Origin of the sequence: Mesorhizobium sp. 8, assembly GCF_006351905.1 — a bacterium.
In the GTDB taxonomy this organism is placed as follows: domain Bacteria; phylum Pseudomonadota; class Alphaproteobacteria; order Rhizobiales; family Rhizobiaceae; genus Mesorhizobium; species Mesorhizobium composti.
This window is the reverse complement of record NZ_CP040914.1, coordinates 4,492,369-4,507,717: the sequence shown is the minus strand read 5'-3', so window position 1 is coordinate 4,507,717 and position 15,349 is coordinate 4,492,369. Positions and strand designations below refer to the sequence as shown.

Annotated in this window: 16 protein-coding genes and 1 pseudogene; 5 read left to right on the top strand and 12 right to left on the bottom strand. The window is 64.2% G+C overall.

Going from position 1 to position 15,349, the window contains the following annotated elements; translation table 11 throughout:
- Window positions 1-6: 6 nt before the first annotated feature.
- From minD to FGU64_RS21745, 3 genes are all read left to right on the top strand, one after another.
- Window positions 7-822, top strand: coding sequence for a septum site-determining protein MinD (gene minD / locus FGU64_RS21755; RefSeq protein ID WP_136359371.1), 816 nt, complete (start codon window positions 7-9; stop codon window positions 820-822).
- Window positions 819-1,100 (top strand): cell division topological specificity factor MinE, encoded by a 282-nt coding sequence (gene minE / locus FGU64_RS21750; protein WP_136359372.1) that lies wholly within the window; start codon window positions 819-821, stop codon window positions 1,098-1,100. Before minD ends, minE begins: the two co-directional genes overlap by 4 nt.
- Before the next feature lie 159 nt (window positions 1,101-1,259).
- Window positions 1,260-1,439 carry a hypothetical protein gene (locus FGU64_RS21745; RefSeq protein ID WP_136359373.1) on the top strand — a complete coding sequence of 60 codons (180 nt, stop codon included), beginning with the start codon at window positions 1,260-1,262 and terminating at the stop codon, window positions 1,437-1,439.
- Between the two features lie 319 nt (window positions 1,440-1,758).
- Here FGU64_RS21745 and FGU64_RS21740 read toward each other — a convergent pair whose 3' ends face one another.
- The 6 genes from FGU64_RS21740 to FGU64_RS21715 all read right to left on the bottom strand — a co-directional run bounded on the left by FGU64_RS21740 (window position 1,759) and on the right by FGU64_RS21715 (window position 8,543).
- Complete coding sequence (locus FGU64_RS21740) at window positions 1,759-2,733, bottom strand: aldo/keto reductase (protein WP_139955507.1); 975 nt, start codon at window positions 2,731-2,733, stop codon at window positions 1,759-1,761.
- Window positions 2,734-2,771: 38 nt separating this feature from the next.
- On the bottom strand, window positions 2,772-4,808 hold the full coding sequence (locus FGU64_RS21735; protein WP_139954997.1) for an NADH:flavin oxidoreductase: 2,037 nt from the start codon (window positions 4,806-4,808) through the stop codon (window positions 2,772-2,774).
- Between the two features lie 17 nt (window positions 4,809-4,825).
- Window positions 4,826-6,106, bottom strand: coding sequence for a TRAP transporter large permease (locus FGU64_RS21730; RefSeq protein WP_246671189.1), 1,281 nt, complete (start codon window positions 6,104-6,106; stop codon window positions 4,826-4,828).
- Window positions 6,103-6,603, bottom strand: coding sequence for a TRAP transporter small permease (locus FGU64_RS21725; protein WP_180375588.1), 501 nt, complete (start codon window positions 6,601-6,603; stop codon window positions 6,103-6,105). Before FGU64_RS21725 ends, FGU64_RS21730 begins: the two co-directional genes overlap by 4 nt.
- A 92-nt stretch (window positions 6,604-6,695) precedes the next feature.
- The gene (dctP, locus tag FGU64_RS21720; protein WP_180375587.1) at window positions 6,696-7,694 is read right to left on the bottom strand and encodes a TRAP transporter substrate-binding protein DctP; all 999 of its coding nucleotides are present in this window, start codon (window positions 7,692-7,694) and stop codon (window positions 6,696-6,698) included.
- A 57-nt stretch (window positions 7,695-7,751) separates the two neighbouring features.
- A complete protein-coding gene (locus tag FGU64_RS21715) occupies window positions 7,752-8,543 on the bottom strand; it encodes a GntR family transcriptional regulator (RefSeq protein ID WP_180375586.1) in 792 nt (263 codons plus the stop codon).
- Window positions 8,544-8,667: 124 nt separating this feature from the next.
- On the opposite strand from FGU64_RS21715, the gene FGU64_RS21710 reads away from it, so the two are divergent.
- Window positions 8,668-9,096, top strand: coding sequence for a Holotricin-3 precursor (locus FGU64_RS21710; RefSeq protein ID WP_139954993.1), 429 nt, complete (start codon window positions 8,668-8,670; stop codon window positions 9,094-9,096).
- 7 nt (window positions 9,097-9,103) lie between these two features.
- Here the strand turns inward: FGU64_RS21710 and FGU64_RS21705 are convergent, their stop codons facing one another.
- From FGU64_RS21705 to psrA, 4 genes are all read right to left on the bottom strand, one after another.
- Window positions 9,104-9,436 (bottom strand): hypothetical protein, encoded by a 333-nt coding sequence (locus FGU64_RS21705; RefSeq protein ID WP_139954992.1) that lies wholly within the window; start codon window positions 9,434-9,436, stop codon window positions 9,104-9,106.
- 202 nt (window positions 9,437-9,638) lie between these two features.
- Window positions 9,639-10,139: a DUF6551 family protein gene (locus tag FGU64_RS21700; RefSeq protein ID WP_139954991.1), complete on the bottom strand. Its 501-nt coding sequence runs from the start codon at window positions 10,137-10,139 to the stop codon at window positions 9,639-9,641.
- On the bottom strand, window positions 10,103-10,816 hold the full coding sequence (gene phnD, locus FGU64_RS21695; protein ID WP_180375585.1) for a phosphate/phosphite/phosphonate ABC transporter substrate-binding protein: 714 nt from the start codon (window positions 10,814-10,816) through the stop codon (window positions 10,103-10,105). The genes FGU64_RS21700 and phnD overlap by 37 nt, the downstream gene beginning before the upstream one ends.
- Window positions 10,817-10,889: 73 nt before the next feature.
- Window positions 10,890-12,017, bottom strand: coding sequence for an iron-containing alcohol dehydrogenase PsrA (gene psrA / locus FGU64_RS21690; RefSeq protein ID WP_139954989.1), 1,128 nt, complete (start codon window positions 12,015-12,017; stop codon window positions 10,890-10,892).
- A gap of 94 nt (window positions 12,018-12,111) precedes the next feature.
- Here psrA and FGU64_RS21685 point away from each other — a divergent pair, with 94 nt between their 5' ends.
- Window positions 12,112-12,978: a LysR substrate-binding domain-containing protein gene (locus FGU64_RS21685; protein ID WP_246671188.1), complete on the top strand. Its 867-nt coding sequence runs from the start codon at window positions 12,112-12,114 to the stop codon at window positions 12,976-12,978.
- Between the two features lie 408 nt (window positions 12,979-13,386).
- Here FGU64_RS21685 and FGU64_RS23665 read toward each other — a convergent pair.
- Window positions 13,387-13,914, bottom strand: a pseudogene (locus FGU64_RS23665) (DNA methyltransferase); the annotation flags it as partial.
- A gap of 1,075 nt (window positions 13,915-14,989) precedes the next feature.
- A complete protein-coding gene (locus FGU64_RS21675; RefSeq protein WP_246671187.1) occupies window positions 14,990-15,232 on the bottom strand; it encodes a hypothetical protein in 243 nt (80 codons plus the stop codon).
- Window positions 15,233-15,349 lie beyond the last annotated feature (117 nt).

The following is a 15,349-nucleotide window of genomic DNA, read 5'->3' as shown; positions in this document are numbered from 1 at the left end:
AGGTCAATGGGCAAGGTTATCGTGGTGACATCCGGCAAGGGCGGCGTGGGCAAGACCACGTCCTCCGCCGCCCTGGGCGCCGCTCTGGCGCAGAACGGCGAGAAGGTCGTCGTGGTCGATTTCGACGTCGGCCTGCGCAATCTCGATCTCGTCATGGGCGCTGAGCGGCGCGTCGTCTACGACCTCGTCAACGTCATCCAAGGCGAAGCGAAGCTCACCCAGGCGCTGATCCGCGACAAGCGGGTCGAAACGCTCTACCTGCTGCCCGCCTCGCAGACGCGCGACAAGGACAACCTGACGCCCGAAGGCGTGGAGAAGGTCATCGCGGCGCTGAAGAAAGCCTTCGACTGGGTGATCTGCGACAGCCCGGCCGGTATCGAGCGCGGCGCCACCCTCGCCATGCGCCATGCCGACGTGGCGATCGTGGTGACCAATCCGGAAGTCTCCTCGGTGCGCGATTCCGACCGCATCATCGGCCTGCTCGATTCCAAGACGCTGAAGGCCGAAAACGGCGAGCGCATGGAAAAACACCTGCTGCTCACCCGCTACGACCCGACGCGGGCCGAGCGCGGCGACATGCTGAAGGTGGACGACGTGCTGGAGATCCTGTCGATCCCGCTGCTCGGCATCATTCCCGAGAGCATGGACGTGCTGCGCGCCTCCAACCTCGGTGCGCCCGTCACGCTGGCGGACGAGGCCAGCGCGCCGTCGCGTGCCTATTTCGACGCCGTGCGCCGGCTCAAGGGCGAGGCCCTGCCAGTCACCGTTCCGGGCGAGAAGCGGGGCTTCTTCGGCAAGTTCTTCGGGAGGAAAGCGGCATGAAGCTGTTTAAGCTCTTTTCCAAGCCCCAGTCGGCCCCGGCGGCGCGCGAGCGCCTGCAGGTGCTGCTGGCGCACGAGCGCGCCAGCGCCGGCGGCTCGGACCTCGTCGCCAAGCTGAAGGACGAAATCCTGCGCGTCATCTCCAGGCACATGCACATCGACCAGGACAAGGTGAGCGTGAAGATGGAACGCGGCGAGCAGATGTCGACGCTGGCCGTCGACGTCGAGATCCCGTTCAATGCGGCCAAGGCCGCCGCGGCACGGAAGAAGGCGGCCTGAAGGGCCGCTTTCCGATCCGTCTTTTCGAGGGCAAGGGGGACAAAGGGGAACAGACCACGTCGGCGCCATCGGCCGACCGTCGGAGCGATGATCCGCGCATGATCGGGGTCGCTCCGGCCCAGGCACCGGGCGCACCATCATCAGCAAAGGAGCAACGCGATGACCCGCATATCCCTTCTGGAACGGCTGAAGGAAATCCAGAAGATGCCGCGCTACCAGGGGCGCGACATCACCACCATCAGCTCTGTGCTGTCGAACCAGGCTCTCGCCAAGCATATCGAGGTGTGCGAGCAGGCTGCCGGCCTCGCGCCGCGCCCCGACAAGAAGGCCGCCGCCTAGGGCGCGTCGGACAGCCCCGGCGGCGCAAGCGCCACCGCCAGACAGGAAGCCCGCCCGGTGGCATCGATCCATGTCATGGCGCATGTCGCGCCCATTGTCAGGGATCGTGCCGCGAGCGGGCTTAAGCACTACCGGCTGGCGTTTGCGGCCGGGCCTCACAGTTTCCAGCCGATCACCCCCTGCGGCATCCTCTCGCCCATGCCATCGCGCCTACGATGGCACATCAGGCACAAGCATCTGCCTTCGGCGATGCGCTTGTTTCTACAGGCGGCGAACCGAGGCGAAAAAGAAGACGGCCGCCGCCATGCAGCGCTGCGCGTCAGCGGGAAAGGCCCGAGACCGCGCGCGGCGCGTAGTCCTTTTCGAGATCGGCGATCTCTTCGGCCGTCAACTGGATCGACAGGGCGGCCACCGCGTCGGCAATGTGATGCGGCTTGGTCGCCCCGATGATCGGTGCGGTGATGCCGGGCCGGCTTGCCGTCCACGCCAGCGCGACCTGGGCCATCGGAACGCCACGCGCCTTGGCGATACGGGCCACTGTCTCGATGATCTTCTCGTCTTCGGCGAGATAAAGGCTTTGCGCGAAGGGGTCGAGCCGGCTGCGGTCGCTGTCGGAGGCGACCTTGGTCAGCCGGCCGCGCGCCAGCGGGCTCCACGGAATCACGGCGACGCCCTGATCCAGGCACAGCGGGATGATCTCGCGCTCCTCCTCGCGATAGAGGAGGTTGTAGTGAGGCTGCATGGAGACGAACCGCGCCCAGCCGTTGACGGTCGAGGTGTAGAGAGCCTTGGAGAACTGCCACGCATACATCGACGAGGCGCCGATATAGCGCACCTTCCCGGCCCTTATGAGGTCGTCCAGCGCTTGCAGCGTTTCCTCGATCGGCGTCTGCGGGTCCCAGCGATGGATCTGGTAGAGGTCGATGAAGTCCGTGCCCAGTCGCTTCAGGCTGGCGTCGCAGGCGGCCATCAGCGCCTTGCGCGACAGGCCCTGCCGGTTCGGTCCGCCCTTGCCGACGGGGAAATGCACCTTGGTCGCGATGACGACATCCTCGCGCGCTGCGTGCTCCTTCAAAAGCTTGCCGACGACCTCTTCGCTGGCGCCTGCCGAATAGGCGTCGGCGGTGTCGAAGAAGTTGATACCGGCTTCGATTGCCTGCCGTACGAAGGGACGAGCCCCGGCTTCGTCGAGCGCCCAGTCGTGGGTGCCCGCCTTGGGATCGCCATAGGTCATGCAGCCCAGTGCCAGCCGCGAAACCTTGAGGCCCGTCTTGCCGAGATTCACATAAGTCATTGTCATGTCAGAACCATTCTTTCTGAGGGAGGATTGCGTCAGACCGGCAGGCACAGCCGCGCGGCGTCGTAGATGGCGGCGTGGATGTTGCGCCCCGCTACCGCGTCGCCGATGCGGAAGAGCCTGAACGTGCCGGCGGGATTGCGGACGATCTCCTGCGGGCGGATGCCGACGAAGGCTTCCTGGTCGAGTTCGCCGCAGTTGATGGAATGGGGGACGAGACCGAAGTAGAGGTCGTCGTTGGGCAGCGTCCCCTGCTCGACGACGACATGGTCGACGATCCGGATACGGGTCATGTCCGAATATTCGTGGGTCAGGTGCGCCGCCAGACGGCCATCGTCCGTCCGCGTCACCTTGCGAAGGCGCCAGCCGAGGGTGGTCGTCACGTCACGCTCGGCGAACATGCGCAGATAACCGGGCGAAGTCAGCGGGCCGACCTCGGGAGCGATGGTGCGCGCCGGCGTCACATATTCGACGGTCCTTGCGGAAGCGGTGGCGATTTCCGTCGCGTCCAGCCCGGCATGGTTGCCCATGGCGTCGAAGACGAGGACATCCCCGGAAAGCGGGGCTCCCGTCATCACCTCCCAGCTGTCGAGGACGAGGTCCGCGCCGTCGCTCAGGAAGCTACGGTCCGGCAATCCGCCGGTCGCGACGATCACGACGTCGGGACTTTCAGCCAGGACGTCCTCGACATCGGCATAGACGCTGCACCGGATGTCGATGCCGAGGATATCCGCCTCGGCCAGCCGCCAATCGACAATGCCGATCAGGTCGCGTCGCCGCCGCGAGCGCGAAGCGATCAGAATCTGGCCGCCGGGTGCCTTGTTCGCCTCGAAGACGGTCACCTTGTGCCCGCGTTCGGCGAGGACGCGCGCCGCCTCCAGCCCGGCAGGCCCAGCGCCGATCACGACGGCGCGGCGGCCCGGCGCGGGGCTTTTGGGAATGACGTGCGGGATGGTGCCTTCACGGCCGGTCGAGGGATTGTGGATGCATTTGCTGTCGCCGGTCCGGTGCAGCGCGTCCAGGCAATAGGTAGCCCCGACGCATGGCCGGATACGGTCGGCCAGCCCCGAGGCCACCTTGCTGACGAGATGCGGATCGGCCATCATCGCCCGCGTCATGCCGACGAGGTCCAGTAGGCCTTCCCGGACCGCGTGGCGGGCTGTCGCCACGTCGTTGATGCGGGCGGCGTGCATGACCGGCAGGTCCAGCGCCCGCTTCACCGCACCGGCGAAATCCAGGAACGGTGCCGAGGGCGTGCCCATCGGCGGAATGACGCGGGCAAGCCCCTCGTCGTTGCCGATCGTGCCCTTGATGACCGACAGGAAATCGATGCCGTCGCCGGCCAGTACGCGCACGGCGTTCAGCCCTTCCTCCAGCGACAGCCCTTCCGGATCGTCCTCGTCCACGGCGGCGCGCAGGCCGACGATGAAGTCCGGCCCGACCGCCTTGCGGATCGCCTGGACAACGGCCCTCGGAAAGGCCAGCCGCTTCTCCGGCGTCCCGCCCCAGGCGTCGTCGCGCCGATTGGTCAGCGGCGAGAGAAACCCGTCGAACAGATGACCGTAGCATTCGATCTCGACGCCATCGAGCCCGGCCTCGCGGCAGCGCAGCGCGGCGGCGGCGTAGCCGGCTATGATGCGCTGAAGATCCCAGTCTTCCGCCACCTTGGGCGTGGCACGGTGGAACGGCTCGGGAATGGCGGAGGCCGAGACGGCTGGCAGCCAGTCGCCGGCATAGTGACTGGTGCGCCTGCCGAGATGGGTGATCTGCAGCATCACGGCGGCACCTTCGGCATGAACGTCGTCCGCGAGCCTGCGCAGCCATGTCTCGATCTCCGGCCTGTGCAGGACGAGGTTGCTGCCGAAGGAGGAGGGACTGTCGCGCGAGACCATCGAGGTGCCGATCATGGTCAGCGACGCCCCGCCCCGCGCCTTCTCCAGGTGGTAGAGCCGATAGCGGTCCTTGGGCATTCCCTGCTCGCCATAGGCGGGCTCGTGCGAGGTGCTGACGATCCGGTTGCGAAGCGTCAGGTGTTTCAGCCGGAAAGGCTGCAGGAGCGGATCATGCGGCATGGTTCGGTTCACGGAGTCTAGTGTCGGAGGACGGCTGGCAGCCATGTGGTCAGCGGCGGGAACAGGATCACGGCGACGACGACCAGCAGCATTCCAGCGAAGAAAGGCAGGAAGGCCCGCGTGAATTCGCCAAGGCGGCAGCCGGTGATGGCGCAGACCGTGAAGGTGATCGTGCCGACCGGCGGCGTGATGCCGCCAAGCGTGAAGATCAGCACAAGCAACAGGCCGAGTTGCTCGGGCGGGATGCCGAGGCTGGCGCCCATGGGAGCAAGCACGGGAATCAGGATGATCATCAGCGACAGCGATTCCAGCACCGTGCCGGCGATGAGCAGCGCCACTGAGAGGATGACCATGAACATGGTCGGAGATATCGCGGCCGTGTCCAAGGCCGACTTCAGCAGCCGTGGAATCTGCTCGTAGGAGACGACGAGACCAAAGGCGCCGGCCGCTGCGATGATCAACATGATCATCGCGGTCGTGAGCGCCGCTTCGCGGAAGATCGGCAGCAGATCCCGCCAGTGGATCTCGCGATAGATGACCATCGCCACGAAAAGCGAGTAGATCACCGCCACAGCGGCCAGTTCGGTGGGCGTGAAGACACCGGCACGCAGGCCGACCAGCAGCAGCACCGGCATGAGCAGCGCGAAGATGGAAGAGCGGAAAGCCGCCCATATCTCGCCGGCGGTGGCACGCTTGCGCGACGGCTCATAACCGTTGCGGATCGACATGACATGCACGGTGAGCATCATCACGACCAGCATGACGGCCGACACGCCGATGCCCGACATGAAGAGGTCGCCGATGGAGACGTCCGCCATGACGCCGTAGATCACAAGGCTGATGGACGGCGGCAGCAGGGGCGAGAATACGGACGAGGTCGCTGTCAGGGCGCTGGCGAACCCGTTCGAATATCCCTTGCGCCGCATGATCGGCACCAGGACCTTGCTGTCGATGGCCGCGTCGGCGCTGGCCGAACCCGACATGCCGCCGATCAGCACGCTGTTCATGACGTTGACCTGGGCGAGACCGCCGCGAAGGTGCCCGACCAGCACGTCGGCAAAGCCGATGAGCCGTTCGGCGATGCCGCCGCGGACCATGATGGTGCCGGCGAGAACGAAGAACGGCACCGCCAACAGCGGAAAGGACGCCATGGAGGTCACCATGCGCTGCACCACGATGATGTCCAGGCTGGGCGTGACGGTGAAATAGGCGACCGAGGTGACAAGCAGCGTGAAAGCGATCGGCAGGCCGATGGCGATCAGGCCGATCATCAGCAGCATGAGCAGGACCATGGTCATATCGCGGTCCCCTTGCCCTGCTCGATATCGTCGAGGTCACCCAGGCTTTCGGGTTCGGCGCTGTAGCTGTCGCTCCTCGCCCCACGCAGCGCGGCGACGAGGTGAAGCAGGACGTGGACCAGCATGCCGGCGATCCCGACGAGCACGGCAACGGCCAGTACCCGTCTGGAAAGACCCGTCGCCGGCAAAGGCGAGAAGTTGGTGCGGCTGACGAACGTCCAGGCGCGCAGGAGAAGCAGCCCTAGCGTTCCCGCCATGATCGCGTTGGTCAGGCAATCGAGAAGCGCCTGGCCGCGAGAGCCAAGCCGCATGCGCAACGCATCGACGGCGATGTGCCGACGGCGGCGCAGGACGCCGATGGCTGACAGGTAGACCAGCCAGACGAAGCACAGTTCGGCGATCTCCGAGGCGCCGAGAATGGACCGGGACAGGAGGTATCTGGAAAAGACTTCCGCGCCGAGGACCACGACCATTACAGCCAGCAAAATGGCCGGCACATCGTCTTCTATGAAAACGACTAATCGTTTCATGGGAAAACCGTCCACTGTGTTGCCGTCCGTCCGGCATTGCCGGACGGACGGGCACGAAACTACTGGGCGAGTGCGCGGATCTGGCCCACGAGATCGGCCGGCCAGTCCTTGGAGCTGGTGTAGAAGCCTTCCGTCGCGGCGCGATAGGCCGGGATGTCCGCTTCATGGATCTCGACGCCGGCCGCCTTCATCTGTTCGATGTGGCCGTTCGTGCGCTCGGTATGGGTCTTGGCCGCCGCCTCGCCGGAGGCGGTGAACTCCTCCACCAGAATCTTGCGATGATCCTCGCTCAGCCGCTTGAACGCGTCTTCGCCCATGGCGTAGCCGAGCCAGGGGCGGATGTGGCCGGTGCGCGTCAAGTGCTTGCTCACCTCGTGCCACTTGGCGGCGAAGATCGCGTTGGGCGAGGATTCGGTCGCGTTCACCACACCTTGCTCCAGGGCGCCGTATGTCTCGCCGTAGGTCAGGCTCGTCGGGATGGCGCCGAGGGGCTCGAAGGTGGCGAGCCAGGCTGCAAGCGGCGGCAGGCGGACCTTCATGCCCTTGAGGGACGCCGGATCGGCAAAGGAGCGGTCGCCGATGATGTCGCGCGGCTCATCGAACCAGTTGAGCGCGAGAATGCGCAGGTTGCCCTTCGCCGCCAGTTCCTCGGTCCATTCCTTGAACATGTCCGACTTGGCGAATTTCTGCGCCTGCTCGCCGTTATCGAAGAGGAAGGGGCCGGACAGGATGCCGAGTGTGGGAAAGCCCTTTTCGGCGGCGCCGGAGGCGTCGACGAAGACGATGACATCGCCACCCGAAACGGCCTGCTCGACCATGTCGGCATTCGTGCCGAGCTCGTTCCCCGGGAATATCTGGATGTCGAGCGCACCGCCCGTTCGCTCGCGAATCCTATCGGCTGCGGCAGCCAGCACCTCCTGCTCGACGGACGTCGTGGTGTAGCCGTGCGCCAGGCGCAACAGGACCTTGTCCTGCGCGGCGGCCACGCCTCCCGCGAACAGCGACAGTGCGCTGCCCGCCACCAAAGCGAGCGCGAGCCGGCGGCTGAAATTGATCACTCCCATTTTCCTCACCTTTCCCCCTTGGGGTTTCGTCTTGCATTCCAGTGACAAGCCTCAGGTCTGCAGGGTCCTCAGCATGAGGTGGGCCTGCAGCCTGCTTTCTTGCGATCGGCTTTGAACGACCGCCCTCTCAACGGCGGCGATGCCACGGTCCCTGAGATGGTCGAGTATGGCGACGGTCGCCTCGGCGTCGCCGCTTTCGACGATCCGCATGAGATGCTCATGCTCCTCGAACACCTGCTTGCGGTGATCGGCCTCCGAGGCGAAGACCAGCCGGTAGTAGATGGTCCGCCAGCTGTCGGTAGAATCCCAGAGATTGCGGAGAATGCGCAGCAGGACCGGCTCGCGGCAGGCCTCGAACAGGGTGAAATGAAAGGCGCGGGTGCGCGACGCGACCTCCCCCGCGTTTTCGGGATTCATCGCCTTCAGTTCCGCATGGACCTGCCGCATGGAAGCGGCGAGATCCGGACCGAGTTCACCGGCGGCGGAGGCCTGGCGAACGGCCTCGGCTTCAAGCAGCTGGCGGAGTCGCTGAATGCTGCGCAATTGCGTGGCGTCGATGCGCGCCACCGTGTAGCCGTTGTTGCGCTCGTAGGTGACGAGCCCATCCGCCTCCAGCAGCCGCAGCGCCTCGCGCACCGGGATGCGCGAGAACCCGTAGGCCTCGGCGATCTGCTCCTGGATCAGCCGCGTGCCGGGCAGGACCTCTCCCGACAGTATCGAAGCCCTGAGCTGCTCCACCGCAATTTGCGTGGCAGAAGCCTTCGCCAAGATCGCCTCCCGATCGCATCCGATGATTGGATACACTAAGTAGATACACTGGGCGAAGGCAAGCTTTTTTTGCAAGGGCGCCTCTCGGGCCGGCTTTCGCAGGAGGACTCCCATGAGAGTGAAAGCTTACCTTGCCGTACTGACCTGCTTCGGCTTGGCAGCCGGAGGTGCATCGCTAGCCTCTGTCGATGGATTGAGCTTGACCAGCGCAGCCCACGCCAAGGGTGCCGGCAACAGCGGCGGACACGGCAATGGCGGGCGCGGCGGCTCCAGCAATGGCAAATCGTCGGCCAGCCACGACAAATCGGCCGCTGTGCACGGCAAATCCGCTACGCACAGAACCTTCGTGGCGACGTCGCAAAGTGCGTCTGTTACCCGCTCATTTGGAGCGTTGAGCGCGGCTCACGCATCGGCCACGGCCCGCGAGCACGCCGCCCCCAACTCGGCGGTCGGCAAGATTGCCGCCTATGAAAGCAGCCGCGAGGCGGCACTGGCCCTTCAGGACCCAGCCGCCCAGGCGCAAGCGCTGGATGACGCGGAAATGCAACTGGCGGCGGCATTCGGCAGAACCGAACTGTCGGCGGCTGAGATCGACCGGATCAACGCCTTGCTGGACGCTCGGCAATAACGGCGCTCTACGTGACTTGATAAAGCCATTTCGCAGCCCGCCGCAAATCGCACTTTCGATCACGCAGCAGAGCTTTCGCATCGGCGATCAGGTTGCTGGGATTTCGAATTGCCCTGCAATCGAAGGGAGCCTTCCCTATGGCTTGGGCAAACCACGTAGGCAACTGCGGTGCGGCCGTCACGAGTTCGCTGAAGTCGGCCGATGAAAGCCTGCCCTTCAATATTTTCAAAACGGCATCCGCATTCTCCGGCCCCAGCCAACCCAGCGCTCGGATCGCGCTGCCAGCCGGCCGATTCTCGAGAACCGGTTGCCATTTCTGCGCGTGTCGCGGTTCAGGCACCCTCGCCTGACATCCGTCTGCGCAAGACGCGCGCAGTGAAGGAGCGCTGAGACCAGAGCATCGGCAAAGCCATGCGCCGTTCGGCGCTGGGCTTCGCGATCGAGCGGCCGCAATCTGACAAGGCTCCGTCCGAAGCCTAGGCCCGCAAATAACTGTCGCACTCGGACCTGATCCGAGTGCGACATTGATGCAATTGTCGGAACTACACCGGCAGTTCGCCTTCAGCCGTTTTTATCTGGCCCAAGCATTCTAGGATGGCACCGTGAACAGCCACCGCGCGGGAGTCGCCGCCGCTAAGGCCTTTCACCGCCTCGCCCACCAACACCATATCGAACTGTCTCAGCGTGGGCACCAAGTCGTCCGGGTCAAAGCCTTCGGGCGGATTTGCGAAGAGCTTGATCAAAGCGCCGAATATCGATGCACCATAGGTCAGAGGAAGCCCCTCATAGGCCTCAGCTATGCTCGTCAGCACCGCTGACACAATCGCGGGGCCATGCCGTCGCAAGGCAGTCGCGATGGAAGATGTGAAAGCAACCTCTCCCGCCTTCCACGCGGTGGACGAGGTGTTGCGAGCCATCCTCATGCCTGCCTCGGTTACCAGCCGCTGGATCTCTATCGCATCTTCATCTGCCGCCGCCAAAGCAGCGTGGAAATCATCCAGGCGATTCATCGGTTTGCGGGCTCGATTGGCGACGATGAACATTCGAGCCTCGTCTTCGGGGCTGTCATAAGTGAAAAGGCAGCATGGCAAATGCGGCAGGCCGCGTCGACACGTCCCTCCTCGACGGCGAGCGCCGACTGGTCATGGCCGCCCGAATAGACGACTTTGGAGAAATACTTCTCCAGGTCCGGCCCGACCCCGACGAGCGGCCCGAAGACCATGCGCGGCAGAAGGTTGCCCGATGTGCTGGCCGGGTCGGCCAAGGCGAGCACGCTGCCCTTCAGCTTCTCGATGCTGTCGAACTTCGAGCCGGTCTTGACGACGAGGACCGCCTTGTAGCCAGGCCCCTCTTCCTGGAAATGGCCCTTGGCCTTGGTGTAGGTCGCGAAGACCTCCAGCTTGGGGTCCTTTTCCTTGGCCAGCACATAGGAATTCGGCCCATGCACGCCGATCTGGACCCAGCCGTTCACCATGCCCTCGATGACGGAAGCGTAGGAGGTCGGCATGAAGAACTCGACCGACTTGCCGGTCTTTTCCTTGATCTTGTCGATCAGGGGCTTGTAGATGCCGAGTTCCTGCGTCGTCTCTTCCGTCGGGATGATCGAGAAGACAAGCGAGTCGGGGTTCTTGCATTCTTCGGCGGCCTGGCTGCTGCCCGCATAGGCGACGATGGCGCCGGCCGTGGCAAGGCCCGCCAGAAAGCGTTTCAAAACGGTCATGTGTTCCTCCCTTGAACAGTTGATCGGGACGGTGGTGGACGGCATTGTGCCGCCTACCGCCGCCGGATGACAGCTAAGCGACAGCCTTGCGCTCCTCCTTGCCAAGATCTGCCGCCGCATGCAGGTTTTTCTTGCTGCCTATGAAGTTCTGGCCGCGCTCGCCGTCAAAGGCGAGATCGACGAGGTCGCGGAACTCCTCGGCGTCGATGCCGTAGTGCCGATAGTCGGTGGCGACGCCAAGCCCTGCCAGGACATCGGAGAGCTGCCGGGCCGCGCCCTCGGCATCCGTACCGAAGATCGCGTTCAGCCCCTCGGCGCAGATGCCGCCCTCCCCGGCGACGCTGCGGATAATCATCGGCAGGCTGAACGAACAGGCGATGCCGTGCGGCACGCCGTGGCGCAACGTGATCGGGTAGGACAGCGAATGCGCGATTGCCGTCTTGGTGTTGGAGAAGGCAAAGCCGGCCAGCGTCGCGGCGCGTGCCATGCCCTCGCGCAGTTCGGCATTGCGCAGGTCTTCCGCGAGCCGGGGCAAGGTTGCGAGCACGCCGCGCGCTGCGGTGACCGCATGCGCCATGGAAACTGGATTGGCGCTGCGGTTCCACAGGCTTTCCAGCGAATGCGACAGCGCGTCCAGTCCGGTCTGGATGGTCAGGTCGCGCGGTTTGCCGACCATCAGGTCAGGATCGACGATGGAGAATTCAGGATAGAGGCCGGGATGGGCGAGCGAAAACTTCACGCCGCCGGCATTATCCCACACCGTGCCCCAGCACGTGACTTCGCTGCCGGTGCCGGCGGTGGTGGGCACCGCAATCAGCGGCCAGGGCTTGATCGTCTCGGCACCAGCGCGCTTCTTCAGGTATGCGTCCATCGCGGCGAAGTCGCCTCGCGCCGCCGCAAAGACCTTGGCCGAGTCGATGACCGAGCCGCCGCCCAGCGCCACGACGACGTCCGGCGTCCTGGAGAGGTTCGCGAAGCGGGCCGTCTGGACCTCGAGCAGCGCGATGTCGGGATTGGGCGCAATGTCGTCGATCACCAGGAGCGGCTTGCCGGCCTTGGCTTCCAGTTCGGCCGACAGCGAGCGGAAATAGGTGTCCGGGTAGGTGACGAGCGCGTAGCTGCGGCCTTTCAGGAGATCGCCCAGGAGGGAAAAACTGCCGCGGCCGAAGCGGACGTCAACGGGATTGCGATAGGACCACACGGCAGGCTTCCTGTCTGAATTCGTTGTCTGAAGGGAAGTCTGGCAAACCCCAAATCCATTGACTAATACAAATCTTCGTCGCTTATCATAGGCTGTGGCTATAGTATTTACCCATCTTCGCTCGTTTCACGCGGTCGCCGAGCACCGCGGATTCACGGCCGCCGCCCAAGCGCTTCACATCAGCCAGCCGACCGTGACCACCCAGGTCAAGGAACTGGAGGAGCGTTACGGCGTGGAGTTGTTGGTACGGCGCGGCCGCCGCGTCGAGCTGACGGAAACGGGCGCTGCACTGTTCGACATCAGCCGGCGCATCATGAGCCTCAACGAGGAAGCCGAGGAACTGATGCTGAGCAGCGGCCGACTGACGACCGGTCAGTTGCGCCTCGCTGCGGTCGGTCCGTTCCACGCGACCGAGATGGTGGCGCGCTTCCTGGCGAAGTATCCGTCGATCAAGGTCAACATGCTGCTCGGCAATTCCGACCAGACCCTGCAGCGCATCCTCGACCTGGACTCCGACGTTGCCATCCTGGCGCATGTCGTCGACGATCCGCGCGTCTACTCGGTGCCGTTCAGCACGCACGAGGTCGTCGTGTTCGTTAACGCCGAGCACCCCTGGTACGGACGCGAGAGCGTCGGCATCGCCGAGCTTGAGGGACAATCGCTTATCCTGCGCGAAACCGGTTCGACCACGCGTCGTGCCTTCGAGCGCGCCGCCGGAAAGGCAGGTATCGAGATCAAGCCGCTGCTCGAAATCGGCAGCCGCGAAGGTGTCTGGAAGGCGGTCGAGCGCGGCCTCGGCATCGGCGTGGTGGCGGATTTCGAGTTCGTCGCCCATCCGCGCCTGACCACGATCCATATAGAAGACGCCGAGATTCACACGGAGTATCGGCTGGCCTGCCTGCAGGAGCGGCGGCACTCGCCGAAGATCGAGGCGTTCATGCAGACCGTGCTCACTCCCTGAGGAGCCGATCTATAGGCTTAACCTATGATTCCATAGAAACTAAAGAATTGACTATATAGCAGCCCTGCCCACAACCCTGTCCGCTTGCTGCCAGGGACGTGAGCCATGCACTTTTCCCTCATCCTTCTTCATCTGGCTGGAGCAGCCATGCTGCTCCTCTTTGCTGTCCACATGGTCCGCAGCGGCATGGAGGAAGCCTACGGGCCGGCCTTGCGCAGGCTGTTGGGCGGAGCGAGGCAGAGTCAGGCGACCGCGGCGCTCGGCGGCGCGGTCGTGGCGGTGAACCGAGACGAAGTCCAGGATCTCGCGCACATTCCAGCGCGTGAAAATGCCACCCCGGAATGGGGCGACGTTCTGGTTGTAGAGAAAGCCGGCCGGCTCGACCAACGCCACGATGCCATTGGGCGTGAGCAGCTCCATCGCCTCATGCAGGAAGAGGTATGCGAGCTGCATGTCGGCCAGCAGGCCGTAGGTCTTGGTATAGCGGGCGTAGCTCCGCTTGGCCCCCTCCGTCGTCAGCGTCGACTCGAACGGGGGATTGCCCACGAGCACCGCGACGGGGACCTTGATGAGCCCCTTCTCCTTGGCTTCGAAGAAGCAGCTCCAGTGCAATGTCTCGTTCGCCAGCGGTGGGAAGAGCTTCACACTGGCACGGATCTCTTCCGGCTGAAGCGCGTCACACAAGCTGAGACACAGGCTGAATGCTGCGAGTTCGATGGCTCCTTCCTCAAGGTCGACGCCATGCACCCGCTGCAGGAGAGGACGCAGGTCGTCGATACCTGGACGAGCCCAACCATTGTGAAGTCGCCAATGCAGCACAAGCCGCTTGTAGGCTTCCACCAGGAAGACGCCCGATCCACACGCCGGATCGAGAATAACACCCTCACCGGCCATCAGCGTATCGAGGCGCTCCCAGCTCAAAGTCTCCTCGAGCATCAACCGAACGAGCGCCGGCGGCGTGTAAATGGAACTCGCCGCGTCCTTGACGAAAAGCTGGTAGATATTGCTGATCAGCTCCACCGGCAGGTCACGGAACGAATAGAGCCGCCACAGACTCAGTTGACCGGTCGCATCCTCGCGTCCCTCGACAAGCCGTGCATAGCTCGCAAGCTCGCTGCTCGCGAGCAACGCGGCCCGCTCTTGCTTGGTCAGTCGGAACACGTGACCGTTGAAACGCCCCTCCAGGGTCTCGAGCAATTTCACAAGTGCGGCGCCATCGCCCAGCACTTCGAAGAAACGGGTCGCGCCTTTGCGCGCACGCGCGAAATCCTTGGGCAGGAGGACCGAGCGCTCTTCGAGATAGGCTATGAGCAGCGCGAGAATGAGCAGGCGACGGCGCAGCCGCGCCTCAAGCAAGCCACTCTCGGTGAGTTGCTTGGCCAGCGCCCGGACCTCCTCAACGAGCGTTCGGTGCGCCGATTTTTGTGCCGAGAGCATGAGGTCACATGCGGTCGGGTCGTCCCAGATCGTGCCGTTGCGGATGCGGGCCGCGTTCCACCAAATGTCCTGAGCGGCGATCTCGGCAGCGACCGACAGGCTTCGGATTGGCCTGCAGACCGGCACATTGTCCGGACCGACGAAATCCGGTTCGTGCGCACAGCGGAACAACTGGATGCACCCCGGCGCGGCGCGATAGACGAGAGGCACACCGCCCCAACTCCACAGCCGCTTGTGGAGTTTTGCAAACTCCTCATCGTCCACCGCCGTGCTGGCGTCGAACACGAGGGCTTGGGCGACAGGGGCGCGCCCGTGCCGGCCAGCCTCGAAGAATACGGCACGCGCTCCGTAGTCGCGTGCTTTCTCCATGACCGCAACTTCCTCTGGCGCGCGGCCAAGGGGGTTATAGCCGTCCACCGCGACCAGTCCGTCGACGCCCGGAAAGGCGCGACCCTCCGCTATAGCGAACAGCCACTCGGCTTCGGAACCGGGACGGTTTGTCTCGTCCAGCGTCATGGGCGCCACCTGCGCCACGCAAGCGCGTGGAGAATTCTGCCCGCCTGGGCACGCGCGGTCATTTCTGCCGCTTCTTCTTCGTGAGGGCGAAACCTTCCTTGAGGAGATCGGTCATGCTGATCCCCTCGGACACGGCGAAGCCTTTGAACTCCTTCTTGAACTGGGGGCTGACCTTGAAGTTGAGCGATTCCTTTTCGCTCTCCAGCGTACTGCTTTCGCTGCTGCCTTCGGTCCGTCTGCTGGCCAAAGCCGCCCCCTTTGGCGCGGCGACGACCACCCCCGGTCGCGCGACGCGAGGCAAGGATACAGATTTCTGCCTTTCTTGCAATCCCGAAAGCCAGAAATCGTTCTATCCAGAAAGACAGAAATACAGAATTCTGGATCGCGAAATCCACCCGCGCAAAGCCCATCGTCGATC